The following is a 26824-nucleotide window of genomic DNA, read 5'->3' as shown; positions in this document are numbered from 1 at the left end:
TCCGTTTAACGAAAATCATCCTGCAGCAGGCGATGATACAGCGCCTGAGCCTCTGCCGCTGGCAGAATTCGGCTGGCGCAATCAAGAAATTTCTGTTCTATCAAGTTATCCGGCAGCGGAATTGCCGGGCTGGAACCCCGCGCCCCGGCGACCCGCAAGGCAAACTGCCGTCCGTCGACGGTGGTCAGCGTGACGAAGGCGCTGTGTGTAATCTCTTCGTCATGGCGCTCCAGCGTCACTTTCTGCATTAACGTCTGTGTCGCCGGATCCTGAAAACGCGCGTCGTCGATAAAATCATCCAGCGTCAGGGTGCCGGTGACAAACGCACGCGCCACGCAATAATGCAGGCTGAATTTACCCGCCAGCGGGTTTTCCGGCTGCGGAATATTGATATGCGGGAAGCGGATCGGGTGAACTTTCACCTCAATATGCTCAATCTCATGCGGCTGCAACCCGGTTTCCTCACGCAGCGCCAGCACGCCATCTAGCGGCGATAAAATAGCGTAACAGCATGGGAAGTATTTGTAATTGTTACTCTTCACGGTATCGAGAATAAACGGCGTTGCATCCCAGTTTTCCGTTAACGGGAGTGGGTCGACATTCGCCTGGCCGTTATAGACGTGGAAATATCCCTGATGATGCTCGAAGGCATTCGCGCCTGCGCTGAAATCCTCTTTTGCCAGTTTGCAGGCCATTACCGCGCTCCGCGCCGCCTGGCCGACCGCCAGGGCTTTGGTTTCCGTGCCGAAGTTCGATTTAATGCCGCTGGCGAGTGAAGCGGTCATCGCCAGCGCCGTGGCGGTTTGCTCTTCATTAAGATCGAGTGCTACCGCGCAGGCCGCCACACCGGCGAAAACGCCGACCGTGGTAGTCGGATGCCAGCCATGGCGGTACTGAAACGGGCTCACGGCTTTACCCATGCGCACCGCGGTTTCATAGCCGGTAATATACGCGCGCAGCACCGCTTCGCCATTGATATCCAGCTCATCCGCCAGCGCCAGCAGCGCGGGCAAAACGGCGACAGAAATATGGCCGTGCAGCCAGGAGTTGGAATCATCAAAATCAAGCAGGTGCGAAGAGACGCCATTTAACAGGGCGGCATCGAGCGCGTTCAGCTTCAGGTCGGTGCCAAATACGCGGCTGTTGCCGGTCGCGGCAGAAGGGACAATCACTGCACGCAATTTGCGCGAGCCATCCTGCACACCGCCGGCAAGCGTCACGCCTAACGTATCAATTATCGCGGTACGCGCCTGGGCGTACGCGGCCTGCGGGAAAGCCTGCCGGGAGAACGCCAGTAAATTACCGGCAAGTTGTCGGGCAATAGTCATGAACAGATTTCCTGTACAAAAAAAGAATTAGTGGTCGCCGGCAAGTAATCCGGTGATGCGCGCCAGCGATCCGGGGCGCTCAAAGTGCAGGGCGGCGTCATATAATTGTGCGCTTCGCGCCGCGCCGAGGACAGGAACGGTGAGGGCGTCAAATTTGGCGCGCAACTCATCGTCGCTCAGTGGATTTTGCGCGTGACCGCGATAGACATCCGTATGCGCATGCAACACGCTGCCATCATCCAGCCAGACATCAATAAAGGCGGAACTGGCGGACTGTCCATCAACCGCTTCCACTTCCAGCAGCGGCAGCAGCGCACGCGGGCGCGGATCGTCAACCGTCGCCTGGGTGAAATCGGTATCTGTCAGAGCGTAGCCGCTTAATGCAAGAGTGATACAGTGAGGAATGCTGAATTTACTCTCCAGCGGCGTACGCGGCTCCATAATTCCGGCGTTAACCATGCCCATCGGGTGCACTTTTGCCGAAATTCGGGTGATAGCACGCCCCTGCAATTGTGGATAAAGTTTACGTGCGGTCTCAATGGACGCATGCGTACCACGGCAGCTGGCATACAGCTTGTAGCCGTTGGTGAGCAGTTCCCAGCTCACGCCGAAATCAAGCGGGGGAATTTCCGCGCTGCCGTCCTGGATAAAGATTTTTACCCAGCCGTCAGCTTCATAAAAATGGTGGGCACCGACAAAATTTTCCGCTGCCAGTTCAGCCGCCAGAATACCGTCCATTGCCGCTTTCCCGGCGTGGAACGGTTTTCCGTGGGTACCGGAAGATTTCTGCAAACCGCCCATCATGGTTGCCGCCGCGCCTAACGCGTTGCGCACCTGTTCTTCGGAAAGCTGCAAAATCGCTGCGGCAACGGCTGCCGCGCCGGCGCGACCGACAACAGAAGTAGGGTGAAAACCACGGCGTTGCAGGTTGCGGCCAACGCCCGGAACCCAGCCGCCGCCCAGTTTCGCCATCACTTCAAAACCGGTGATAAAGGCCAGCAGGATCTGCTCCTCGTCAACCGGATGCGCCTGCGCCATCGCCAGCGCCGTTGACCAGCACGGGCCGCCGGGGTGGCCTGCGCCCGCTGGGTGGGTATCGTCGTAATCAGCGGCGTGCGCCATGGTGGCGTTAACTAATGCGGCAAGTGCCGGAGTGGTGGTAGTAGAAAGGAAAATTCGCGCATCACCGGCGGCATTCCATTTTTTCGCCACCTGGCGAACAGCGTTAACGGCATCGTCATTAACGGCGCCGATCGCCACGCCAAGAAAATCAATTAATGCGCGTTTTGCTTCGTGCCGAACGGCAGCTGGCACAACGAGTTGATTAGCATGGCTGATAAAATGGCTTAGCTGTTCTCCACGGGTTAATGCAGTTTCTGCTTTCGTTGTCATGGTAAAACACAGTTTCCCTGGTGTTGACTTGCAAATACGGTGTTGGCTTACAAAATAAAAAGCAAATATTCGTTTTGTGTATATTTGAATTCATTTGTATACAATGAATTTAAAATAAACATAGCAGCGATTTCGTAAACGTCAAAAGATGTTTTTTAAATAAGCAAAGAATAAAAAATGCAAAAGCCTCCCCGTTCCTGTGGCAAGATGAACGACGGCAGGGTGCAGACTTTGCAAAGCCATCATCAGTACATACGAAAGGAGCTAAAACGTGAAATCGACGGGTCGCGACGCGGGCTTAACGCCGTTTGAAATTCTTATTTCCGCTATCGAAGCAGGAGAGTTGCTGCCGGGAGAGCGTCTACAGGAGACGCGGCTGGCAGAGCAGTTTGGCCTGAGCCGAACGCCGATACGTGAAGCGCTTCACCGCCTGGAAACGCTCGGGCTTGCCGAACCGGGACCGCAACGCGGTCTTATCATCGCCCACATCAGTTACGAGCGTCTGCGTCAGTTGTTCGATGTGCGCGAAGGGCTGGAGCGGCTGGCGATGGCACTGGCAGTCAATGCCGCTTCTGACGCGGAGATAGCCTTGCTACAGGAGATGGTTCACGCCGAAGCCTCTCTGACCGACAGCAAAGCCCTTCACGATCACAACCGCATGTTCCACCGTCAAATCTACCGCGCAACACATAATCCCTATCTCAATGAAATGCTGGACAATTTACGCATCCATTTGTCGTTATTGCGCAGCACCACCTACGAACTAAAAGAGCGTACCGAAGAGTCGAAACGCGAACACCAGGCCATTGTTGACGCGCTGGCGCGACGTGACAGTGCCGCGGCGCAGGAAATCGCCTGTGAGCATATTCGCCACGGCTATCGCGCACGTTTGACAATTTTAAGCCAACGAGAACGCTAACAGATTGCCCCTTATTTGACGGACGGAAATCCTCAACCGCTGATAGACTCCGGAATGGCGTATTTTTAATCGGGCTTTCTGTGGGCATTCTGAGGGTAGCATTTCGTGTTAGCGACTTTGATTTACCGTAGCCGACTGAATCGAACATTAGATCCCTCACAACTGGCAGGCATTGTCGAGCGAGCAAGCCTGCGCAACGCGCAATTGCATGTAACGGGAATTTTACTGTTCGACGGCGATCATTTTTTACAGGTCCTTGAGGGACCGCAGGCATCGGTCAACGCGGTGTATGAGCGGATCGGCAAAGATCCCCGCCACGGTAATGTGGTTGAACTGCTGCGCGATTTCGCGCCGCGCCGTCGCTTTGTTGACAGAGGAATGGTGTTGTTCGATTTGCGGGTGATGAAACCCCACGTCGTGCTACGCGCGATCCTCCGCTTTGGCACGCTGAAATATAAGCTGGCCAGCAATGATCGGGTCTACAAATTTATCCGCACGTTTATCGCCTCGCCGAACACCAACGGCGGGGTGCGTAACACGTCGCCCGAACAGTGGCGTTTCGCCATCAAAACATCGCCTTTCGCCAGCGATACCCCGTTATTTCACGAACAACCGTGCCAGTTTGCCTTCCAGCCCATTATCGAACCGTTGCGCGGCAATATTTCGTCGCTGGAAGCCCTGATCCGTGGACCCGACGGCGGCAGCCCGCAGGACTATTTCTCAACGATTGCGCCAAACAAGCTGCACGAAGCCGACCTCGCATCGAAAGGCTGGGCGCTGGCAATGGCGCGTCGCCTCGGCATTGGTAACCACAAAGTCGCCATCAATTTGCTGCCGATGTCGCTGGTCAAAATTCCCGGCGCGGTGGACATTCTGCTGAATCACATCACCCGTAACCAGCTTAACCCCGGGCAGATCATCGTCGAAGTGACAGAAGATGAAGTGATTTCCGGTTATGAAGAATTTACCTGGGCCATCCGCCAGCTGCGCGCCGCCGGTATTGGTCTGGCGATTGACGATTTTGGTTCCGGTTTTGCCGGGTTGTCATTGCTGGCGAAATTCCAGCCAGACAAGCTAAAAATCGACCGCACCATCGTCACCGATATTCATCTGCATGGCCCGAAACAGGCGATTGTGAAAGCGATTATCGATTGCTGCGCCGAACTGCAAATTACCGTCGTCGCCGAAGGGGTGGAGAAGGTGGAAGAGTGGTGCTGGCTGGAAGCCGTTGGCATTCAGCGTTTCCAGGGGTTTCTGTTTGCCCGCCCGATGCTTAATGGTGTTTCGGCAATTAACTGGCCCCAGCGCATCCTTCACAAAATCTAATCTTTTCCGGCAAGCCTCACTGCTAAGGAGGATCCTCACGGTATTCTCCTTTTTTATGCCAACGCCGTGCGTATTACGCCGGAAATAGCGCAAACCCCTGCGTTATTTGGCTTATAAATCATCGTTCTTCTATGCTTAACTGAATAACAGTGGATGTGGTTGCGGGGGAATGATGAAACTCAAAAGACGTGTCGCGCGGGCGCTGGCGCTCCATTCCTCCCTCGGGCGCAGTATCACTTTTTTTATGGTTGGTCTGTTGCTGGCTGGCAGCGCGACCAGCGCATGGACCTTATCCCGCGCATGGGAACGTGTCGTCGAAGACAGCGAACGGGATGCGATTAACCTTTCCGTTTCACAGGCGCGCCAGGCGGAAGATACCTTTTTGCAAACGGAGCTCGTGCTGCGGGACATTCGCCGCAATCTGCCAACAGACAGCATTGAAGGCATTGATGTCAACCAGTTCGGCGTTTATCTCGCAGAGCTTGCAGAGCGGTTACCGCAGTTGCATGGGCTGATGGTTTACGACACCCAGGGCAATATGAAAGCCACCTCGTTTGGCAAAATTCCGGTGATGTCGAACAACAGTGACCGCGAATATTTTGTCTACCACCGCCGTAACGGCCACGGCAGTATTCACATCGGCCATGTTATTCGCAGTCGTTCGACCGGCGATCTGGTGATCCCGGTGTCGCTGCGCATCAGCGACAGTTCCGGCGGTTTTGCCGGTGTTTTGCTGGCAACGGTAAAAGTCGACTATTTCCGCCATTTCTATGGCTATTTTGAGTTGCAAAGCCGCGACATGCTGGCGCTGGTAAATACCGACGGCACCGCCGTGTATGTGCGCCCCTATGGCGATGAAATCATCAACCGCAATCTTTCTGCCAGCCCGTTATTTACCCGCGAACTGGCGAAAAAGGACCGGGGGAATGGCACCTGGGTTTCCGCACTGGATCACATTGAACGCATTTATGGGTTCGCCCGCCTGGAGCGCTATCCGCTGGTGGTGGCAGCGGGTTATGACAAACCCGCGCTGTGGCATAGCTGGTTAAAAGACAGCCTGCCGGATCTGGTGCTTAATGCCATGCTGCTGCTGGGTACGCTGCTGATGGGGGCGATTATCTTCCGCCAGGTCAGGCTTAATGTGCGCAACCAGACGGAACTTGCCGTCCTGCGCGATGAACTCACCAGCATCAACCACACCTTGCAACTGATGGCGCTGGCTGACGGGTTGACCGGGCTTGCCAACCGTCGCCAGTTCGATCTGTTTCTGGCAAAAAGCCTGAAAGCCTCTGCGGTGACGCAAAAACCCGTCTCGCTTATCATGCTCGATATCGACTATTTCAAGCGTTATAACGATTTTTACGGCCATGTTGCCGGCGATAACTGCCTGCGAATGGTCGGCGAAATTATTGCCAAACTGAAAGTACGCAGTCACGATCTGATTGCCCGTTACGGCGGCGAAGAGTTTGCCATTATCCTGCCCGATACCGGCCCGGAAGGCGCGCTGTTTGTCGCGCGTCAGGCTGTCGCAATGGTGCGCAGCGCCAAAATTCCGCACACCAAAACCAGCGGTCAGGAAAATGTGGTCACTATCAGCGCAGGCTGTTACAGCCTGATCGCCGATGCGAATTTTGACGATGCCATCCGGCTAAAAGAGGGCGCTGATAAAGCGCTTTACCAGGCCAAAATAGAAGGGCGCGATCGCGCGGTTGCCGCAACAGAAGCGCTGTTACGGCAAGTGGATTGAATTTCAGACCAGCGCTTTCGTTAGATAGTGGCGCTGCATACCGGTGTGCGGATAATCCGGCAGCGACATTTGCAATTCATAACCGAGTTTTTGATAGAAAGGCAGTGCCTGGAAACTGAAGGTATCCACCAGCGCATGGTGGCAACCCAGCGCGACCGCTTCCTGCGCGGCGCGCTGCATCAGTTCTTTGCCAAGCCCGCTGCCACGCCGATCCTCATGCACCCATAAATAGTGGATATTCAGCCAGCCACCTTGCTGGTGGGCAATCAAACCGCCCTGCATGACGCCATTATCATCGCGAAAATAGACGCCCAGATGCGCCCATTCGCTGAGATTAACAAACTGCTGATTGTAGCGGCGCAAACCGGTAAAAAGCTCCTGCTGATCCTGCTCGGTCACTTCATGTTTAACTATCAGCGCCATTTCTCTTTTCTCCTCTTTGTATTTATCAGAATGATAACAGGTTGGTCAGCGGCGAGCGTCGTCTACCCTTAAAGACTGTTACCAATTCGCAAGGAGAAAGTACAGTGAGCATGAAAACCAGTGATTTCTTTGTTCAGCGTCTGAAAGAATGGGGCGTGACTCGCATTTACGGTTATCCAGGCGATGGCATCAACGGTGTGCTGGGCGCCATCCAGCGCGCTAATAAAGCGGGCGACGGGATTGAATTTATCCAGGTTCGCCATGAAGAGATGGCCGCGTTTATGGCGGTCGGTCACGCGAAGTTTACCGGTGAACTGGGGGTCTGCTTATCGACGGGCGGCCCGGGGGCCACGCATCTGCTCACCGGCTTGTATGACGCCAAAATGGATCACGCGCCGGTGCTGGCCATCACCGGGCAGGCAGAAACCACCGCGCGGGGTGCCAGTTACCAACAGGAGATGAACCTGGATCGCGTTTTCGCCGATGTCGCCAACTTCGTGCAGGAAGCGGCATCGCCCGCGCAAGTCCGGCATCTGGTCGATCGCGGCGTTCGTGTGGCCATGGCGCAAAATGGCGTTGGCGTAGTGATCATCCCCAAAGATATACAGGACGAAGCCTGGCAACCGCCCCGGCACGCGCACGGATTTACCCATTCAGGTTCGGGTTACCAGCGACCACGCGTCATCCCACACGATGCCGACCTGCAACGGGCGGCAGAGGTACTGAACGCCGGGAAAAAGGTGGCAATACTGATTGGCGCGGGCGCGCGTAACGCGGCGGTGGAAGTGGTGCAGGCGGCAAATTTACTGGGCGCAGGCGTGGCAAAAGCCCTGCTCGGCAAGGATGTGCTGCCTGATGATGCGCCGTTCGTCACAGGCTCCATTGGCCTGCTGGGCACGGAACCATCGTGGAAACTGATGCAGGAGTGCGACACGTTATTGATGATCGGGAGCGGTTTTCCGTGGACGGAATTTCTGCCGCCGGAGGGCAACGCGCGCGCGGTACAGATCGATATTGACCCGGCAATGCTTGGCCTGCGCTACCCCTGCGAAGTCAATTTGCACGGGGATGCAGCCGAAACCCTGCGCGCATTGCTTCCGTTGCTGACGCACAAAAACGACCGTAGCTGGCAGGAAGAGATTGCCCGTCACGTTCGCGACTGGTGGCAACTGATGGAGCAGCGCGCCATGGCGCCGGCAAAACCGGTCAACCCGCAACGCGTGGTCTGGGAGATGTCTCCGCTACTGCCGGAGAATGCGATTGTCACCTCTGACTCCGGTTCCTGCGCGAACTGGTTCGCCCGCGACTACCGCGTTAAGCAGGGGCAGCGCGCCTCGCTTTCCGGCGGGCTGGCCTGTATGGGTGCCGCGGTGCCGTACGCCATTGCCGCGAAATTTGCCGCGCCGGAAAAACCCGTGGTGGCGCTGGTGGGCGATGGCGCCATGCAAATGAACAATATGGCCGAACTGATCACCATTCAGAAATACTGGCAACAGTGGCAGGATCCCCGCTTAATCATCTGCGTATTCAATAACCAGGATCTCAACCAGGTCACCTGGGAGCAGCGGGTAATGGAGGGCGATCCCCGCTTTGAAGCGACGCAGCAACTACCGGATGTGCATTATGCGGAATTTGCCCGCACGCTGGGGCTGGAGGGCATTTTTGTCGATACGCCCGAGGCCTTATCCGCCGCCTGGCAACAGGCGTTGCAGGCAGATCGCCCGGTGGTGCTGGAGGTGAAGACCGATCCGGAAGTTGCGCCATTACCGCCGCACATCACCTTCAAACAGGCGAAAGCGTTTATGGCGTCAATGGTGAAAGGGGATCGCGGTGCGGTTCAGGTGCTGAGCGATACCGCCAGCCAGTTGTTCCATAAGAAGTGATAAAAAAGCCCGGTGCGCATGGCGTACCGGGCGAGTGCAATATCAGGGGTAATTACAGTTTGTTGAGGAACGCCAGCAGATCGGCGTTCAACTGATCCTGATGCGTGACCGCAAAGCCGTGCGGGCCATTTTCATAGACTTTCAGTTCCGCGCCTTTAATCAGTTCAGCCGATAATTTACCGGTCGCTTCAAACGGCACGATCTGGTCGTTACTGCCGTGAATAACCAGCGTCGGCACATCCACTTTCGCCACATCCGGGCGGAAATCTGTTTCCGCAAACGCGGTAACGCAGTCAAGCGTGCCTTTCAGCGACGCCAGCAGGGCGATATTCAGCGTTTGCGTCAGCACGCCGTCAGAGACTTTCTGCCCGGCGTTCAGGCCATAAAACGGCGTGGCGAAATCACTGATAAACTGCGCGCGATCTTTCAGCAGACCGGCCTGAATCCCGTCGAATACGCTTTTATCAACGCCCTGCGGGTGATCGTCGGTTTTGCCAAAAATCGGCGTCACCGCGCCGAGCAGTACCAGACCGGCGACACGCGCGCTACCGTAGCGGCCGATATAACGGGTGACGTCACCGCCGCCCATCGAGAAGCCAACCAGCGTCACATCGTGCAGATCCAGCGCGGTAATCAGATCGTTAATATCGGAAGCAAAAGTATCGTAGTTGTAGCCATTCCACGGCTGATCGGAGCGACCAAAACCGCGACGGTCAAACGCAATCACACGGTAGCCGCGTTCAGCAAGAAAATTCAGCTGGCTGTCCCACATATCGCCATCTAACGGCCAGCCATGGCTGAAGAGAACCGGCTTACCCGCACCCCAGTCTTTGTAATAGATCTGAGTACCATCCTGCGTTTTGATTGTGCTCATGTGTTTACCTCATTGTTGTGTTGTGGTTTTTAACTGCATAACGCTTATCGTTGCGCGGGCGCGACCAGATGCCGGACCACCGGCGGCTCGTCGCCCTGATGAAAGGCCAGCACGCGCTCTCTAATCAGTTTGTCATTGACCGTGTGACGTTCATGCTGGCGCAAATGCTCGATCCATGATCCCATCACCCAGGTTTCAACAAACAGGCCAGCATGGTGGGCATCTTCATACACCGCCCAGCCCATCGCGCCTGTACGCCTGCGCACGCGGCGCATCTCCTGCATCGCACAGACAAAATCATGCGCATCTTGCGGGGAGACCCGATATTCGCAACTGACCATCACCGGCCCGCGTTCATGCGGAATGTCGGTTTCGGTCGCGAAGCCCGCCGGATCAATCATGTCGAGATCCAGCGCGGCGTCTTTTTCCAGCCGCCAGCGTAAAACTGTAGCAGTTCCCAGCACCATCCCCAGCGTGGCGGCACAAAGTGCCCACGTCACGCCGAACTCCGACGCCAGCTTGCCCCAGATGGCGCTGCCGACCGTCATTGAGCCGAAGAACACGGTCAGATAGACCGCCAGCGCGCGCGCTTTTACCCAGCGGGCCGCGCTGCGCTGTGCGCCGACGTTCAGCGTCGAGAGCACGGCTATCCACGCGAAGCCGGTAAAAAACTCAAAGGCATTGAGCAGCCAGACATGGCGAATAAACGCCAGCGCTACCATGGTGACGGCAAACAGCAAACTGGCGGCCACCATCATCTGGTCGGCATTCAGCCGCTTGCGCAATTTTGGCAGCAGCATCGCGCCACAAATCGCGCCGAACCCGATACAGGCCAGCATGATGCCGTAACCGCCAGGGCCGAGACCCAGCTCGCGTCGCGCCACCAGCGGCAGCATTGCCCATCCGGCGCTACCAAACAGGAAAAACGCCACCGTACGTGCCAGCACATTGCGCAGCACCGGCGCGGCGTGAACATAGCGCAGCCCACCACGAATGGCGGTAAAAAAGTGTTCCGGCGGCAGACGCTGAATGGTCACCTGCGGCTGCCAGCGATAGAGCACAAACGCCACGCCCAGTACCGACAGGGCGTTCAGGAAGAACACCATCCACGGACCGGCGAAAGAGAGCAGCAGCCCGCCCAGCGCCGGACCAATCGCGCGGCTGATATTGATGCCCAGCGAATTAAGGGCAATCGCCGGACTCAGTTCGCGTTTTTCAACCAGATCCGGCACCACCGCCTGGAAAGCCGGTGAGCTAAGCGCCGCGCCAGTACTGAGTAAAAACGTCGCCGCCAGCAGCACTTCCGGCGTGACATTGCCGGTAAACGACAGCAGCGCCAGACCGGCTGCCGCGCAGAACGTCCAGGCTTGCGAAAAGAGCAGGATTTTGCGCCGTTCAACGATATCCGCCAGTACCCCCGCAGGCAGTACAAACAGGAACATCGGCAGGCTGCTGGCCGCCTGCACCAGCGCGACCGCCAGCGGATCGGCGCTCAGCGAGAGCATTGTCCAGTTCACCCCGATGTCGCTCATCCATGAGCCGACATTGGATACCACCGTCGCTATCCAAAGCATGCGGAAAACGCGCTGGCGCAGCGGCTGCCAGGCAGAAGCGGCTGGGGCAGCGTTGATATCAGGTGACACTGTCACCGCTGCGTGCAGTTCGTTTTGTTGCGTCATGCCAGTGCTCCTTTCGCCGCCACGCGCAGCCGCCAGCTTCCCGGCCCGGTTAACAGCAAGGTGGTGAAGATAATCAGCAGCAACCAGCCAAATTGCCCCTCGGCCAGTGACCAGTCTGCATGCACGACCAGCATCGCGACCAGCAGCACCACGATGATCGGGATACAGGCCAGCCGTGTGGCGACACCGGCGATGATCAGCAGCGGGCAAACCACTTCGGCGAAAATCGCCGGCAGCAGACTCATCCACGGGCCGAGACCAAACGGATCTTCGATATGCGCCAGTTCGTTACTGAAATGCAGCACCTTCGGCAGGCCATGCGCATACAGCAACAGCAGGCTGCCGGTCAGGCGCAGGAAGAACAGCCCCGCATCAACGCGGGGCGAAACAGCAGTGAAAGAGGATGTTTTCATGATGTCAGAACGCAAAGCAGCTGCAACCGAGCGCGCCCCAGAAGGCGTTTTCATCGGAAACCGGCATGGCGGCACCGCGTGCAACATCGTGTTGATGGATATGTACGCCACACGGACCAGAGCAGTGGTGTACGCCCGACGCCTGACCTACGCGAGCGGCCTGCGGCGGCGCACTGCGATAATGACCAGGGACCTTCACCACCGGCGACCAGTCTGGCAGTACCGGGATCGCCGGCGGTGCCAGCGGACCAAACGCGCCAGCGGCATAAACAATCTCACCGCCGACCACCGTCAGCACCGATTCAATCCCTTTGATCTCCTCCTCAGGTACGCGGAAGTAGTCTTTGCTGAGGATGGCGAGATCGGCCAGTTGACCGACTTTAATCTGGCCTTTTTTCCCCTGTTCGCTGGAGAACCAGGCGCTGCCTTGCGTCCAGAGCAGCAGGGCGGTATCGCGATCGAGACGCGCGCTGTGGTCGTACATTTGCATGCCGCCAACCGTACGCCCGGAAACCAGCCAGTAGAGCGCCGTCCACGGGTTGTAGCTGGCAACGCGCGTGGCGTCGGTGCCCAGACCAACCGGCAACCCGGCTTCCAGCATTTTCGCCACCGGCGGCGTCTGTTTAGTGGCCTGCGAACCGTAGCGTTCGGCGAAATATTCGCCCTGGAAGGCCATGCGATGCTGAACCGCAATCCCGCCGCCGAGCGCTTTTACACGCTCAATATTGGCTTCGGTGATGGTTTCCGCATGGTCAAAGAACCAGTGCAGACCGTTAAACGGAATGTCGCGGTTCACTTTTTCGAATACATCCAGCATGCGGCTGATCGATTCGTTATAGGTGGCGTGCAGGCGGAACGGCCAGCGGTGCTCAACCAGATGGCGCACCACGCGCTCCAGTTCCTCTTCCATACCGGGCGCCAGATCCGGGCGCGGCTCAAGGAAATCTTCAAAATCGGCGGCGGAAAAGACCAGCATTTCACCCGCACCGTTGTGGCGGAAAAAGTCGCTGCCCTGGCCCGGCGTTAACATATCGGTCCATTTTTCGAAATCTTCCAGCTCATGCCCCGGACGCTGGGTAAACAGGTTATAGGCGATGCGAATGGTCATCTGCTGTTTGCTGTGCAGTTCGGCGATCACTTCGTAATCTTCCGGGTAGTTCTGGAAACCACCGCCCGCGTCAATAGCGCTGGTCAGCCCCAGACGATTCAGCTCACGCATAAACTGGCGCGTGGAGTTGACCTGCTGCTCCAGCGGCAGTTTTGGCCCTTTCGCCAGCGTGGCGTAGAGGATCATCGCGTTTGGCCGCGCAATCAGCATCCCGGTCGGATTGCCATTACTGTCGCGCTGAATTTCGCCGCCCGGCGGGTTAGGCGTGTCTTTGGTGTAGCCCACCACGTTCAGCGCCGCGCGGTTGAGCAGGGCGCGATCGTACAGATGCAGGATAAACACCGGCGTGTCCGGCGCGGCCTCGTTAATTTCGTCCAGCGTCGGCATACGGCGTTCGGCGAACTGGAACTCTGTCCAGCCGCCCACCACGCGTACCCACTGCGGAGACGGCGTGCGCAGCGCCTGTTCTTTCAGCATACGCAGGGCATCCGCCAGTGACGGCACACCTTCCCAGCGCAGCTCCAGGTTGTAATTAAGCCCGCCGCGGATCAGGTGCAGGTGCGAGTCGTTCAGCCCCGGGATCGCCGTATGGCCTTTCAGATCCACCACTTTTGTGCGTTCACCACGGTAAGCCATCACCTCGGCTTCGGTCCCCACCTGGACAAATTTTCCGTCGCGGATAGCCACGGCATCGGCGAGCGGGTTTTCCCGATCAACCGTATGAAACTGACCATTAAGCAATATCAGTTCTGCATGTACGAGCAAATCCATACTTCCTCCAGTCTGGCGGCCTCATGGGCCGGATAAGCGTCTGGGCGGATTATGCTAAGCGTTGGGAAAGAATGAACAGTTATACGAACGTATAGGTATACGAAAGGATAGTTATACCTTCAGATAATAGTTATGCCGGGGAGGGATACCTAACATACAGCCAACGATAGCGATGGCGCGTGAGTTGCTGTCTGAACGTAACACTCCTCACTTTAACCTCTAAGGATGCTTGTATGACTACCGCGAAACTTGAAGTTCTGACCCCGGCAAACTGTCAGTTAATCTTTATCGATCACCAGCCGCAGATGGCGTTTGGCGTGCAGTCTATTGACCGCCAGGTGCTGAAAAACAACACCGTCGCGCTGGCGAAAGCCGCCAAAGTGTTCAATATTCCGACCATCTTCACTACCGTCGAGACCGAAAGTTTCTCCGGCAACACCTATCCTGAACTGCTGGATGTGTTCCCGGAGAAAGATATTCTGGAACGCACCTCAATGAACTCCTGGGATGACCAGAAAGTGCGTGATGCGCTGGCGGCCAACGGCAAACGTAAAGTGGTGGTGTCCGGCTTGTGGACCGAAGTGTGCAACAACACTTTCGCCCTGTGCGCCATGCTGGAAGGCGACTACGAAATCTATATGGTGGCAGATGCCTCCGGCGGCACCTCGAAAGAGGCGCATGATTACGCCATGCAGCGCATGATCCAGGCAGGCGTGATCCCGGTGACCTGGCAGCAGGTGATGCTGGAGTGGCAGCGTGACTGGGCGCACCGCGAAACGTACGACGCGGTCATGAATATTGTGAAAGAGCATTCCGGCGCATACGGCATGGGCGTCGATTATGCCTACACCATGGTGCACAAAGCGCCTTCTCGCGCGAAAGCGGGTCATCGCACGCTGGCACCGGTTCCGGCGAAATAAGTCTCTTGCTGGCCGGTGTACGCCGGTCAGCCTTTAAACGGCAGGAGAATGCCATGAGTGTCGGACTTGTCTCTTTCGCCGCAGGCGTGCTGATTGGCGTAATGTACGCCTTGCTGAAGGTGCGATCGCCTGCGCCACCGGCGATTGCGCTGGTCGGGTTGCTTGGCATGTTGATGGGCGAACAGCTCGTCAGCGCACTGATCACACAAGCTGCGGCGGGGTGAGCCTATGAAATCCTAGATCCTTTCCCTCCTGGTCGGTCTTCTGGCTGGGGGGATTTATGCTTTACTGGGGACGCGTTCCCCCGCACCGCCGGTGATTGCCTTACTGGGGTTATTCGGCATGCTGGTGGGAGAGCAACTGGTTCCGATTACCCGTCGGTTACTTGCCCGGCAACCGTTAACCATGGCATGGTTTCGCCATGAGTGTGTGCCAAAGATTAGCGGTACGCCGCAACCTGAACCGCCGGACGCACCGCCGCGCCGGGATTAATGCCCCGAGGATAACCATGACGCACACCCTGCGTATTGCCATTGTTGATGATGAACCGTCCGTGCGTAGCGGGTTAAGCAATTTGCTGCAATCGGCGGGGTATGCCACGCTGACCTTCGCGTCCGCCGAGGCCTTCCTCAACGATGGTAGCGCGCAGCGGCAAACCGCGCTGGTGATTGCCGATATTAAACTTAAAGGCATGAGCGGGGCGGCGCTGTACGAGAAACTGCAATGTAACCCGTGCCCGCCGCCGCTGATATTTATTTCCGGTCACGACGATGAAACCTGGCAACGGTTCGCGGGGCAACCCGGTGCCGTTGCTTTTTTGCATAAACCGATCGATATCGACATGCTGCTTGATCATATTTCGCGCACGCTGGCGGGAGGTGAAGAGACGCCATGACCGGAAACGCAAAATCTCCCCCCTGGCCGCCGATGCTGGCCGAAAACCAACCGTTTACGCTGCAGGATGATGCTATCTACACGCCGCTGGCGCAGGAGGGCGGCATTGTCTGGATGAATGCCCACTACCCGTGGGCGAGTGATGCGTTTATTCTCGCCACGGCGGTAAGCGACGATGCCGAGCCGCGCGCCAGCCAGTTGCTGAACAACGAATTAGCGCTGCGCCAGCAGCTAGATAGCCGTTGGGCGGTAAAACCGGTGGCCAGCACGCAGTATCACGGCCGCGTTGCGCTGGTTTACCCTACATTTGCCTTTAAACCGCTCACCCGCATGATCACCCAGCCGATGGCGTGTATCGCCAGCTGGCTTGAACTGACCCTGCGCATCTGCACGCCGCTGCGCCAGATGCACCAGAGCAACCTGATCCATGGCGATATTAAACCCGGCAATATTTTTCTCACCGATGAAGGCTGCCGGTTGGGCGGGTTTGGACTGACGACCAGTACCGTCGGGGAACCGGCGCAGAACTGGCTGCCGCTCTCCGGCGGTACGCTGGCCTATATGTCACCGGAGCACACCACGCGCACCCACCACGCCGTGGACAACCGCAGCGATCTCTACAGTCTGGGGATTGTCTTTTATGAGCTGTTGACCGGCACATTGCCGTTCGATCTCAGCGAAGGCGGGCAGGCGGAATGGGTGTTGCACCACATCGCCTCTGAACCTTCGCCGCCGCATAGCCTGCGCGACGGGGTGCCGGAGATGCTCTCCACCATTGTGCTGAAGCTGCTGGCAAAGTCGCCGGAAAAACGTTACCAGACGGTCGATGGGCTGATGGCGGATTTGCGCCGCTGCCAGGCGACATTAACGCCCGATGGCGAGATAGCCGCCTTTACGCCAGGTCTGCAGGATCGGTCACCGGCGCTGCATTTTGCTAACACGTTGTATCGCGCCCATCCGCAGGCCAAATCGCTGGCCGACGCGCTGGATGCGGTTGTGCAAAGCGGTACGCAAACGCTGGTCACCATCAGCGGCCCTGTCGGGATGGGGAAATCGTCGCTGATGGCCTCGTCGTTAAAGGCCTTTCAGAGCCGCCCGTCGCTTATCGCGCTCGGGAAGGTGGAACAAAACTCGTCGATTCTGCCGCTGGGTGTGCTGACGGCCGCTTTCCGCTCGCTGGCGCTGCATTTACTGGGTTTACCCGCTGAGGAAGTGGCGCGCTGGAAGACGCGGCTTAGCAGTGCACTCACCGGTTATGAAGCGCTGGCGGTGAGCCTCGCGCCGGAGCTGGGTCTGCTGATTAACAGTAAACCCGTGCTGTTTGTCGACACCTTGTCGCTCGATTCACGCGCGCGCTTCAACCACATGGTGCTGCGGCTGGTGAATGTCTTTGCCACACCAGGTTGCCCGTTGATTATCCTTATCGATAATCTGCACTGGATCGATGACGCCAGCCTGCATTTACTGGAATACCTGTTACAGCACAGCCATGCCTTGCCGCTGCTGATGGTGGTTTCACACCGCGACGTAGCCTCGTTAGACGATCCGGCTTTTGCCACCGCGCTGGCCCGCTTGCGTAGCGCCGCCAGCCGGGTAATTGAGTGTGTGCCGCAACCGCGTTCGGCGAAAGCAATCTCGCGCTGGCTGGCGACCGTTTTTCAGACGCGCCCGGCATCCACCCTTGAGCTGGCAAAACTGATCCATGAAAAAACCGGCGGCAATCCGCTGTTCGTCCATGAGTTCTTTAAGCGCATTACCGAAGACGGTCTGGTGAGCCATAACAGTTACCAGGGCAAATGGCAGTATGACCTGGCGGCGATTAGCACCCGCTACCACCGCGAAAATGTCCCCGATCTGCTGCTCCAGCAGTTGGCGCAAATGCCGCCTGAAACGCGCATCCTGCTCGGGAGCATGGCCTGTCTTGGCAGCGCGGGGGATATCACGTTAATAAGCCGTGTGCTGAACCTTTCTGCCAGCGAGGTGCACTACCGTCTGCATCCTGCGCTTACGGTACAACTGGTCACGCTTAACGCCGCCGCGTACACCTTTACCCATGAGCGCATTCACGAAGCGGCCTGCGCGCTGCTGGAACCTGCATATTGCCGCCAGTTGCATCTGGCCACGGCCACATTACTGGCGCAAACGGCAGCCGAAGCCCCGGGCAATGAGCTGCTGTTTCGCGCAATTCACCACATTAATGCCGCGGCCGACGACATTTTGCCGCCGCAACGCCAGCACTTCAGTGAACTTAGCCTGCTTGCCGCCAGACGGGCAAAACATACTGGCGACTACACGTCGGCCCTGAGCTATTTACATCTCGCGCAGCGGCTTCGCACCGGGACAGGGCATGACTTTGCGCTGTCGCTGGAGGAGACCGCCTGTGAGTTTTTGCTCGGTAACCTGTCAACCGCGCGCGGACTGTGCGAACGGTTACTGGCCTCGCCTGGCGGGCTCACGGAAAAAGCGCAGGCCGCGACATTGCTGGCAGAAGTGCATATTCGCCAGTCCGGTTATCAGCTGGCGCTGGAAACAACGCTCTGTTGGTTGACCGTGTTTGGCATTCACCTGAGCCGTTATCCTGACGATGCAGCCTGTGATCACGCGTGGCAGGAGATGCATGCGCGTGTTGGTGATAATCCCGCGCATCTGTTTACTGCGCTGCCGCGCATGAATCATCAGGAAACCGACGCGCTGATGAACCTGCTGGCGAGCGCCAGTTTGTATGCCAGCTTTAATTGCCCGCGCCTGCATTTCCTGTTGCTGTGCCAGATGCTGCAATTGACGCTCGAACGCGGGCTGACCGGCGCATCCACCTCGGCACTGGCCTGGTTTGGTGTACTGCTCGGTGAACGCTATGAAGAGTATGAACTGGGCTACCGTTACAGCGTTCTGGCACAGGAGCTGGTGACGCGCCACGGTTTACATGAATTTGCCGCGAAAGCCCTGGTGCCGCTCGGGCGTAGCTGTGTCTGGACACAACCGCTATCGCGAAGCGTGGAGTGTGCTAACGCCTGTTTTACCGCGGCCGTTGCGCATGGCGATCTGACCATTGCCTGTTTTGCCGCTTTTCGCCAGGTGATCAACGCCATGAGTCGCGGCGATCACCTCGACACGGTATTAGGCCATATCGATCGCGGTCTGGCTTTTATTCGTGAAACCCAGTATTCGGACATGGATCACCTGCTGCTGTTACAACGTCACTTTGTCGAGTATCTGCGACAGCCGGATAGCATGTTAAGCGGCAAAGCGATCCTCCCCCGATCGCTGCTGCCCCCGACGCCGCCTGCCACCATGCTGTTCTGGTTCTGGCTCTATCGCGGGATGGCGCACTTTTTCACCGGAGCCTGTTCCCGCGCGGAATCGTGTCTGAAAGAGGCGGGAAAACATGCCTGGTCCGCACCGGGGCATATCAGTCTGCTGGATTATCACCTTTACAGCGCGCTTGCGCTGTCGATGCAGTTAACGCCAGAGACGTTTTCCGCTGAGCACCGCCTGCGGCTGAACCAGCACTACAATAAAATCGCCCGCTGGGCGCGCGTCAATCCGGGAACCTTCAGCGATAAAGAAGCGCTGGTTTACGCGGAAATCGTGCGCCTTGACGGCATGAACAGCATCGCGCTCGAACAGTATGAGAAGGCGATTACGCTGTCCCGCGAAGCCGGTTTTAACCCCAGCAATGCGCTGGCGCATGAGCTGGCCGGGCGTTTTGCGCTCTCCTGTGGATACCAGACCGCAGCCGACGCGTATTTTCGCGGCGCGATGGCCGCCTGGGGACGCGTCGGGGCGCAGGCCAAAGTCCGCCATTTGCAGCAGGAGCATCCCCATCTTTTCACGCCTGTAGAAAGTACCCCCTATGACACAATCTCCTTTGCGCAGAACGATGAAATTCGCGATCTGCAAAGTATCATCAAAGCCTCCCGCGCCTTATCAGAGGAGATCAACCTCGAACGGCTGATTCAGATCCTGATGACCATGTTGCTGGAGCGTGCCGGTGCGCAGCGCGGCTTACTGATTCGCGTACTTGATGACAACATTCCGGAAATCGAAGCCAGCGCACACACCAGTAAAGAGGGCGTACTGGTGCGGGTGATCAAAGAGATGCCGCTGGCGACAGATATGCCGTTATCGGTGCTGGCGGCCGTGATCCGCACCGGACAAGAGATCCGCACCGGCCGGCCGGAAGAGTACAGCCCGTTTAGCCAGGATCCGTATCTTGTCTCTTCCGGGGCGGCGGTAATGTGTGTGCCAATGTTCAAACAGGCGCGGCTGGTGGGGGTGTTATATCTGGAAAACCGCCTGATGCCGGAGATGTTTACCGCAGGCCAGTCTCGCGTCGTGAACCTGCTTGGCGCACATGCTGCGGTGTCGCTGGAGACCGCGCGGCTGTATGCCAAGCTGGTGGAAGAGAACATGCAGCGTCGGCGCGTAGAAAAAGAGCTGCGCGCCAGCCAGACCTCGCTGATGCTGGGCGAACAAATCAGCCACACCGGAACCTGGCGCTGGGAGCTGGAACAGGATTTGATGCATATGTCGGATGAGTATGCGCGCATCCTGGGGCTGGGCGAGAAGCGCAAACTGATCTCCATGGCCGAGTTTTTAACCTTTGTTCACCCGGACGATCATCCGCATATCAGCGCGCTGGTCACCCGCAGTGTCGCGCAGGGTCTCACCATGCAGGCGGAGTTTCGCATTATCCGCACCGATGGCGAGTGCCGGTATATCCTCGGCATCGGCGATCCGGTCTCTTCCGGTGATGAGGTGCATGAATATTTTGGCACCATTACCGACATTACCGCCCAGCGGCAGAGCGAAGATGCCGCGCGCGTCGCTCAGGCCGAGCTGGCGCGGGTGTCGCGCGCCACCACCGTCGGGCAGTTAACCTCATCGATTGCCCATGAAATTAACCAGCCGCTAATGTCGATTGTCTCTAACGCCGGTGCCAGCCTGCGCTGGCTTAATCGCTCACCGATCCCGGTCGATAATGTGCGCGTTGGTCTGGAGGAGATTATCAGCGAAGGGCAGCGCGCCGGAGAGGTGATCCGTAGCCTGCAATCGCTGACGCGCAGGCAGGAGCCGGTGTTTGAGCGCATCGATCTGCATTTCTTACTGCGCCATATCATGACGCTTTCCCGCAGCGAGCTGGCGCGGCGGCAGATCGCTGTTGAGTATGCCCTTGATGCACATAACAGCTTTATTTATGGCGATAGCGTACAGATCCAGCAGGTGCTGCTTAACCTGGTGATGAATGCCGTTGAAGCAATGGCGGATATCGACTCGCGCCCGCGCGTGTTAACGCTTTCAACGCTGACGCAGAACCCGCAAGAGGTGATTTGCCAGATTGCGGATACCGGAAGCGGGATGAGTGCAGAAGTACAGGGGCGGCTGTTTGAGTCGTTCTATACCACCAAAGCGCAGGGCATGGGCATGGGATTGACCATCAGTTATGCCATTATTGAGCGGCATAAAGGCAAGCTAACGGCGAAGTCGAGGCTACCATTCGGCAGCGTGTTTGCCTTTACCTTGCCGGTGTCCGCGGATTAGCGGCTGCGGGATTTGGCGATATGCAGGTGGCTTGCGGCATGCACCAGATCCGCCAGCGAGCGGGCCTGCATTTTATCCATCACCCGGCGGCGATGGACTTTTACGGTAATTTCGCTGACACCCAATTCCGCCGCAATCTGCTTATTAAGCAAGCCACTGATCGCCAGCTCAAAAACTTCCTGCTCACGCGGCGTCAGGGATAAGTGGCGCTGCTTGAGGGCAAAATTTTCCTGTTGTTGCTCGAAATCTTGCGCCGCCACCGTCAGCGCGTCCGCGACCGCCGACAGCAGGCGTTCGGACTCTACCGGCTTCGTTAAGAACTCACGCGCCCCGGCTTTCATTGCCCGCACGGTCAACGGAATGGTGCCATAACCGGTCAGAAAGATTATCGGCAATTCGCGTCCGCGATCTTTTAACGCGCTGGCGACATCGAAACCGTCCGCGGCCGGCATATTCAAATCCAGAATCAAACAAGAGGGTACGGAAACCAGCGGGTGAGTGAGAAAAGATTCCGCAGAGGCGAAATCAATGGCGCGGTAACCTTCTGCTGCCAGTAGCCGGACAATTGATCGTCTGACGGCATTATCATCATCGACAACATATACGAGAGGTTCCATTATCTATCAGCCTCGGTAGGGCGCATGCCAGAAAGCAGGCCGTAAGCTATGCAGGCAGATACTGATAACATAAAAATTAACTGGATGAAATAACTGATCTTTTCCTTATATGCTGTAGGCTTTTTGTGCCAGTGCGTGAAGAATATACGCCCGGTAAAAGGGGCAACGTTTAGCGCATTGCTTTCGAATGAAATTTGTTATAAATCACTGAATGTTGCATGTATTTTAACCGCTTGTTAATTTATATATCGTACCGTTAACCCTCCGCAAGGGCGCTTCGTTGACGATGTCCAAGAGCAAAAATAAGAATAATCTTAGAATGGGTGGTGGCATTTAGGGGGAAGGAATATGGCGATCAGACGGGCACAGCCTGAAGAAGCAGAAGTTATTTGGCACATCCGTAACCAGGCTATCCGCCACGGTTGCAAAGGCGTTTATGAGGACAAGGTTATCACCGCCTGGACCCCGGATAAAATGCCGGAAAGCCAGCGTTTGATGATTGCCAATAACCCTTTTTATGTGGCAACCACGGCAAATGACCAGCCGGTTGCCACGGGTTTTCTCGATCTCACCAACGCCAGCGTGGAGGCCATTTTCACATTACCGGAGTGGGAAGGAAAGGGGCTGGCGACGCAGATAATTGCAGCCATTAAACAGGAAGCGATGCAGCGCGGTTTGCTGCACATCACACTGGCATCAACACCCAACGCCTGTGGTTTCTATCAAAAGCAGGGGTTTGTCATAGTGCGGGAAAGTATTTATCCCTCTGCGCTGGCGCGTGCGGAATTACGCTGTATTGAAATGGAATATAATTTCCCTGTTAATAAATAAAGAGCATTTATTCACAGAATGGATTGATGAGGAGAAAATTCCTATTAAAATAAATAACTTAATTAACACCCCATCATAAAACATCTCCTATAATAATAAGGCTGCGCTATCGCGTGGCTTTATTTCATGATTCATCACAGAAAGGGACTTTTTATGAAAATACGTGCCTTACTTTCCATTTTATTATTTGGTTTATCAATGAATGTCTTCGCCGCCAGCCAGACGGAGTGTGAAGTGAACGGCGAAATAGACTGGAACTGCATGTGCCAGATCTTGTGCCAGGCGGGCGAGGGCGGCGCAGCCTGTAATTGCGATGGCGTGCCATAAGCCGACATTGCAAAGGGGATATGAATGTTAATATCCCCTCTGTTTCTCCACCGCCGATTTCTCTGAAACCTATTCCTGCGCCAAATAGATCCCCCCGCTTACGCTATTCACATGTTACTCTTTACGCCTGAGGTCAAACAGGGAGAGCCGTGATGTCGGCGATTAAAACGCTTGCCACAACCGAAGTGTACCGCAACAAATGGATGCGTCTGCGCGAAGACAAAATCCTGCGGGCAGATGGGAACGAAGGTATTTATTCCGTTGTTGAGAAAGCTGATTTTGTCGTGATTATCGCCCGCGAAGGTGACAGCCTGTATGTGGTTGAGCAGTTCCGCTATCCGCTGGGTAAGCACACTATTGAACTGCCGCAAGGCGCCTGGGAATGCGCGCCGCAGGCGGATCCGCTGCATGTGGCGGCCGGTGAACTGCGCGAGGAAACCGGGCTGGTGGCAGGAAAGATACGTCATGTCGGGTACCAGAAGCTGGCGCAAGGCTACTCCAGCCAGGGTTACCATATTTTCCTTGCTGAAGCGTTGGTGCATCAGCAGCAGGAACTGGATCCCGAAGAGTTTGGTCTGACGACGCGCAAAATTACTCTGAAAGAATTTGAGACGTTGATGTGTGAAGGAAAGATCAGCGATGCAACGTCCGTCACCGCGTATTTGCTGGCAAAGCTCAAAGGCATGCTGCAATAGCGCGGGCATTTTGCTTCTCATCACAACCGTATGCGCCGGGTCCCTGGCTTAACGCGAGATCAACATGAACAGCGCCGCACAACATATTCTTTCTATCTATCAACGTCACGCCCGGACATTTGCTGAGCAGCGCTCAAAGGCGCTTTTCGAAAAAGGCTGGCTGGAAAAATTCGCCAGCCTGCTGCCGGATGCAGGCAACATTGTCGATGTCGGGTGCGGTAACGGGCAGCCGATTGCGGGCTGGTTTATCCGCCAGGGTTTTCAACTCACCGGCGTTGATGGCGCAAGCGCAATGCTGGACCGCGCGCGCCAGCAGTTTCCCGCTCAGCGCTGGATCCAGCAGGATATGCGCAATTTGTCGCTCGGTGAAACCTTTGATGGGCTGCTGGCCTGGGACAGTTTTTTTCACCTGACGCATGAGGATCAACGCAACATGTTCGATCGTTTTGCCGAACATAGCCATGTGGGCAGCGCGTTAATGTTCACCAGCGGAACCGATCACGGGATCGCAATGGGGCAGTTTGCCGGTGAACCGTTGTTCCATGCCAGTCTCGCACCTGACGAATACCGCGCGTTATTAGCAAATCACGGTTTCGAGGTTATCGGGATGGTTCAGGAAGATCCGCACTGCGCCGGGCATACCGTATGGCTGGCGCAACGCGTTCGCTAAAGCGGCGGTGAAGATATTTGCCGGACGCGGCTCAGGCTAAAGAGGATCGCCAGAAGTGTTGCCGCAGCGGCCAGCCCTAAGCCAAGCCGGACAGCAAAAGCCTCCTGTTCCACATTGCCGGAAGGGGCATAGAGTGCAAGGATCCCGCCAAGCAGCGCCGCGCCAAGACACTGGCCGAACGTGCGCATAATCGCCAGCACGCCGGACGCGTAACCACTGTGCTCCCTTGAGGCGTTCGCCATCATCTCTTTATTGTTCGGGCTCTGGAAACAACCGAAGCCAATACCGCAGATCAGGCTGCGCAGGCTGATATCCCACACCGGCGGATCATGCGGTAATCGCGCCAGCAAAATTAACCCCACCGCGAAAAGGCACAGACCAACGGTGGCAATCAACGAAGGTGCGTAGCGGTCGGCAAGCCGTCCGGCATGGGGCGCAACCAGCATGATGCCAACAGGCCAGGCGGTAAACAGCAACGCCGACGTCAGCGCGCTGTAACCAAATACGCTCTGAAACAGAAACGGCAGGGCGACGAACGTCATTCCCTGGCTGATAAAAGAGGCCAGCGATGTCAGTGCCGCCAGCGAAAAACGCGGCGAGGCAAAAAGCGTCAGCGGCATCAGCGGCTGCAGTGCCTGGCGCTGACGCAATACAAACAATGCCCCGGCAGCCAGACCAACAAGCCCATAACTCAACGCGGTTAGCCCTGATCCGGAACGGGAAATGGCGCTTGATGCCATTACCATCGCGCCCAGCATAAGAGCGGAAAGCAGCGCCCCCGGCGTATCGAAGGGCCCGCGCAACGCGGTGGTTGCAGTCGGGATCACCCGTAATGTGAAGAGCAGGGCGATGATGCCCAGCGGAAGGTTAATGGCGAATAACCATTGCCAGCTCAACGTTGCCAGCAGCGTGCCGCCCAGTACCGGCGCGATAGCGGTACTGGAGGCGATCAACAGGGCGTTCATTCCGAGGATGCGCCCCAGTAATCGATTAGGAAAGACCGAGCGCAAAATCGCCGGTGCAATGCTGAGTGTTGCCGCCCCACCAATCCCTTGCAAGATACGCATCGCGACCAGCGTCTCCAACGATTGCGCCAGTGCGCAGCCCAGCGAGGCCAGCGTGAAGAGCCCCAGCCCGGCGGCGAATAATCGGCGAAAGCCAATATGTGCCGCTAACGCAGCAAAGATTGCCAGCGTCATGGCGGCGGAGAGCAGATAGCCATTCGCTACCCAAACAGCTTCCGCGGCGGTTACATCTAACGCCCGCGCAATTTGCGGCAAGGCGATATTCACCATTGAGCCATCAAACACCGCCATTGTGGTGCTGGTCATCACCGCAACCATGGCCATCAACCGCTCGCGTCCGGGCAATCCTTCATCACCGGGTTTATCCAAAAATAGTGTCATAAACAACCTCTGCTGATTTTGTGCTTGCGGTAACTATAATTTCGCGGGATATATGGCGGAAGGCGCAGCATTTGCATTAATACGTTGCAGCAAACGCCATATCTGAACCTTCTGTTGTGGACGAAAACGATGAGTGAACCCGATCTGAATTTGTTATTTGCCCTTGATGTGCTGATCGCCGAGCGCAGTGTGGCGGCGGCAGCGCGGCGGCTTGGTCTGAGCGCCTCGGCGATGAGCCGGACACTTAGCCGTCTGCGCGAAACCACCGGCGACCCGCTATTAGTACGCGCCGGGCGCAATATGGTGCTGACGCCGTATGCAGAAACGCTTCAGACACGCACGCAGAACGCCGTTTTCGAGGCGCGGGCGTTGCTGCGACCCGCGCAACCCGAGCTTAATATTGCCTCGCTGCAGCAGATGTTTACCCTGCGCGCCAACGATGGTTTTGTTGAAGCGTTTGGCCCAACGCTGATTGCGGAAATGGCGGCTGTCGCGCCAGGCGTGATGCTGCGGTTTACGCCAAAGCCAGAGAAGGGCTCCAGTGCCTTGCGGGAAGGACGGGTCGATCTGGAAATTGGCGTGCTGAGCGAAATGGGGCCAGAAATTCGCGTGCAGGCGCTGTTCAGAGACCGTTTTGTCGGCGTCGTCAGGGATACGCATCCACTGGCGCAACTTAATGAGGTGACGATCAACGAGTATGTCGCCTGGGGCCATGTCGTGGCGTCGCGTCGGGGGTTAACAAGCGGTCCGGTTGATGAAGGGCTGGCAGAGCAGGGCGTGCGCAGGAAAATCGCCGCTGTGGTGCCGGGTTTTCCTGCGGCGTTAGCCGTGGCGCGTGCGTCCGATCTTATCGCGCTTATCCCGGCCTCTTTTCTTCTCAGTCCTGCGTCCAGGCAGGGAGTGGCAATGTTTGAGCTGCCGGTAAAAACGCGCACCATTACCGTATCTCAACTGTGGCATCCACGTTCAGAAGTCGATCCCGCGCATCGCTGGCTGCGCCAGTTTATGCTGGGAGTGTGCAGGCGATTAGTGCATAGCGATGCATTCAAAATTGTGTGAT

At 56.9% G+C, this 26824-nt stretch carries 23 protein-coding genes; 14 read left to right on the top strand and 9 right to left on the bottom strand.

Annotated elements, in window-relative coordinates:
- Positions 1 to 5 precede the first annotated feature (5 nt).
- Together O3S68_RS05510 and O3S68_RS05505 are read right to left on the bottom strand one after the other, a co-directional pair.
- Positions 6 to 1328 carry an MmgE/PrpD family protein gene (locus O3S68_RS05510; RefSeq protein WP_045508408.1) on the bottom strand — a complete coding sequence of 441 codons (1323 nt, stop codon included), beginning with the start codon at positions 1326 to 1328 and terminating at the stop codon, positions 6 to 8.
- Positions 1329 to 1355: 27 nt separating this feature from the next.
- Positions 1356 to 2720, bottom strand: a complete 1365-nt coding sequence (locus O3S68_RS05505; protein WP_269230985.1) for an MmgE/PrpD family protein — start codon at positions 2718 to 2720, stop codon at positions 1356 to 1358.
- 271 nt (positions 2721 to 2991) lie between these two features.
- Here O3S68_RS05505 and O3S68_RS05500 point away from each other — a divergent pair, with 271 nt between their 5' ends.
- The 3 genes from O3S68_RS05500 (at position 2992) to O3S68_RS05490 (ending at position 6712) form a co-directional block, all read left to right on the top strand.
- Entirely contained in the window at positions 2992 to 3639 is a 648-nt protein-coding gene (locus O3S68_RS05500) for a GntR family transcriptional regulator (RefSeq protein WP_016496072.1), read from the top strand.
- A 105-nt stretch (positions 3640 to 3744) separates the two neighbouring features.
- Positions 3745 to 4965 (top strand): diguanylate phosphodiesterase, encoded by a 1221-nt coding sequence (locus tag O3S68_RS05495; RefSeq protein ID WP_044489356.1) that lies wholly within the window; start codon positions 3745 to 3747, stop codon positions 4963 to 4965.
- A 172-nt stretch (positions 4966 to 5137) separates the two neighbouring features.
- Positions 5138 to 6712 (top strand): sensor domain-containing diguanylate cyclase, encoded by a 1575-nt coding sequence (locus tag O3S68_RS05490; protein WP_269231662.1) that lies wholly within the window; start codon positions 5138 to 5140, stop codon positions 6710 to 6712.
- 3 nt (positions 6713 to 6715) lie between these two features.
- On the opposite strand, the gene O3S68_RS05485 is transcribed toward O3S68_RS05490, so the two are convergent.
- Positions 6716 to 7135, bottom strand: a complete 420-nt coding sequence (locus tag O3S68_RS05485) for a GNAT family N-acetyltransferase (protein WP_016496075.1) — start codon at positions 7133 to 7135, stop codon at positions 6716 to 6718.
- A 104-nt stretch (positions 7136 to 7239) separates the two neighbouring features.
- Between O3S68_RS05485 and O3S68_RS05480 the strand changes: the two genes are divergently transcribed.
- Positions 7240 to 9018 (top strand): thiamine pyrophosphate-requiring protein, encoded by a 1779-nt coding sequence (locus tag O3S68_RS05480; protein ID WP_269230984.1) that lies wholly within the window; start codon positions 7240 to 7242, stop codon positions 9016 to 9018.
- A 52-nt stretch (positions 9019 to 9070) separates the two neighbouring features.
- Here O3S68_RS05480 and O3S68_RS05475 read toward each other — a convergent pair whose 3' ends face one another.
- Genes O3S68_RS05475 through O3S68_RS05460 form a run of 4 tightly spaced genes read right to left on the bottom strand, consistent with a single transcriptional unit; the run spans position 9071 to position 13863 of the window.
- Positions 9071 to 9892 (bottom strand): alpha/beta fold hydrolase, encoded by an 822-nt coding sequence (locus O3S68_RS05475; RefSeq protein ID WP_016496077.1) that lies wholly within the window; start codon positions 9890 to 9892, stop codon positions 9071 to 9073.
- A 44-nt stretch (positions 9893 to 9936) separates the two neighbouring features.
- A complete protein-coding gene (locus tag O3S68_RS05470; RefSeq protein ID WP_097406740.1) occupies positions 9937 to 11571 on the bottom strand; it encodes an MFS transporter in 1635 nt (544 codons plus the stop codon).
- Entirely contained in the window at positions 11568 to 11984 is a 417-nt protein-coding gene (locus O3S68_RS05465; RefSeq protein WP_269230983.1) for a DoxX family protein, read from the bottom strand. Before O3S68_RS05465 ends, O3S68_RS05470 begins: the two co-directional genes overlap by 4 nt.
- Before the next feature lie 4 nt (positions 11985 to 11988).
- Positions 11989 to 13863 (bottom strand): amidohydrolase, encoded by a 1875-nt coding sequence (locus O3S68_RS05460; protein WP_269230982.1) that lies wholly within the window; start codon positions 13861 to 13863, stop codon positions 11989 to 11991.
- A gap of 233 nt (positions 13864 to 14096) precedes the next feature.
- Here O3S68_RS05460 and O3S68_RS05455 point away from each other — a divergent pair, with 233 nt between their 5' ends.
- Genes O3S68_RS05455 through O3S68_RS05435 form a run of 5 tightly spaced genes read left to right on the top strand, consistent with a single transcriptional unit; the run spans position 14097 to position 21218 of the window.
- Positions 14097 to 14783, top strand: coding sequence for a hydrolase (locus O3S68_RS05455; protein ID WP_016496081.1), 687 nt, complete (start codon positions 14097 to 14099; stop codon positions 14781 to 14783).
- Between the two features lie 53 nt (positions 14784 to 14836).
- Positions 14837 to 15007 (top strand): DUF1427 family protein, encoded by a 171-nt coding sequence (locus O3S68_RS05450; protein ID WP_072051623.1) that lies wholly within the window; start codon positions 14837 to 14839, stop codon positions 15005 to 15007.
- Between the two features lie 16 nt (positions 15008 to 15023).
- Complete coding sequence (locus tag O3S68_RS05445; protein WP_269231661.1) at positions 15024 to 15275, top strand: DUF1427 family protein; 252 nt, start codon at positions 15024 to 15026, stop codon at positions 15273 to 15275.
- 16 nt (positions 15276 to 15291) lie between these two features.
- Positions 15292 to 15678 carry a response regulator transcription factor gene (locus O3S68_RS05440; protein WP_045508422.1) on the top strand — a complete coding sequence of 129 codons (387 nt, stop codon included), beginning with the start codon at positions 15292 to 15294 and terminating at the stop codon, positions 15676 to 15678.
- A complete protein-coding gene (locus O3S68_RS05435; RefSeq protein ID WP_269230981.1) occupies positions 15675 to 21218 on the top strand; it encodes a trifunctional serine/threonine-protein kinase/ATP-binding protein/sensor histidine kinase in 5544 nt (1847 codons plus the stop codon). The genes O3S68_RS05440 and O3S68_RS05435 overlap by 4 nt, the downstream gene beginning before the upstream one ends.
- On the opposite strand, the gene O3S68_RS05430 is transcribed toward O3S68_RS05435, so the two are convergent.
- Positions 21215 to 21835: a response regulator transcription factor gene (locus O3S68_RS05430; RefSeq protein ID WP_269230980.1), complete on the bottom strand. Its 621-nt coding sequence runs from the start codon at positions 21833 to 21835 to the stop codon at positions 21215 to 21217. The two genes, O3S68_RS05435 and O3S68_RS05430, sit on opposite strands and share 4 nt — an antisense overlap.
- Before the next feature lie 348 nt (positions 21836 to 22183).
- Here O3S68_RS05430 and O3S68_RS05425 point away from each other — a divergent pair, with 348 nt between their 5' ends.
- The 4 genes from O3S68_RS05425 (at position 22184) to O3S68_RS05410 (ending at position 24358) form a co-directional block, all read left to right on the top strand.
- On the top strand, positions 22184 to 22666 hold the full coding sequence (locus tag O3S68_RS05425; RefSeq protein WP_269230979.1) for a GNAT family N-acetyltransferase: 483 nt from the start codon (positions 22184 to 22186) through the stop codon (positions 22664 to 22666).
- A 153-nt stretch (positions 22667 to 22819) separates the two neighbouring features.
- The gene (locus O3S68_RS05420) at positions 22820 to 22993 is read left to right on the top strand and encodes a hypothetical protein (RefSeq protein ID WP_016496088.1); all 174 of its coding nucleotides are present in this window, start codon (positions 22820 to 22822) and stop codon (positions 22991 to 22993) included.
- A gap of 152 nt (positions 22994 to 23145) precedes the next feature.
- Entirely contained in the window at positions 23146 to 23688 is a 543-nt protein-coding gene (locus tag O3S68_RS05415) for an NUDIX domain-containing protein (RefSeq protein WP_269230978.1), read from the top strand.
- 64 nt (positions 23689 to 23752) lie between these two features.
- On the top strand, positions 23753 to 24358 hold the full coding sequence (locus O3S68_RS05410) for a class I SAM-dependent DNA methyltransferase (RefSeq protein ID WP_016496090.1): 606 nt from the start codon (positions 23753 to 23755) through the stop codon (positions 24356 to 24358).
- Here O3S68_RS05410 and O3S68_RS05405 read toward each other — a convergent pair.
- On the bottom strand, positions 24355 to 25764 hold the full coding sequence (locus O3S68_RS05405) for an MFS transporter (protein ID WP_269230977.1): 1410 nt from the start codon (positions 25762 to 25764) through the stop codon (positions 24355 to 24357). The two genes, O3S68_RS05410 and O3S68_RS05405, sit on opposite strands and share 4 nt — an antisense overlap.
- A gap of 129 nt (positions 25765 to 25893) precedes the next feature.
- On the opposite strand from O3S68_RS05405, the gene O3S68_RS05400 reads away from it, so the two are divergent.
- Entirely contained in the window at positions 25894 to 26823 is a 930-nt protein-coding gene (locus O3S68_RS05400; protein ID WP_269230976.1) for a LysR family transcriptional regulator, read from the top strand.
- Position 26824 lies beyond the last annotated feature (1 nt).

Origin of the sequence: Kosakonia sp. SOY2, assembly GCF_027109175.1 — a bacterium.
GTDB lineage: Bacteria > Pseudomonadota > Gammaproteobacteria > Enterobacterales > Enterobacteriaceae > Kosakonia.
This window is presented reverse-complemented; position numbering and strand designations above follow the sequence as displayed.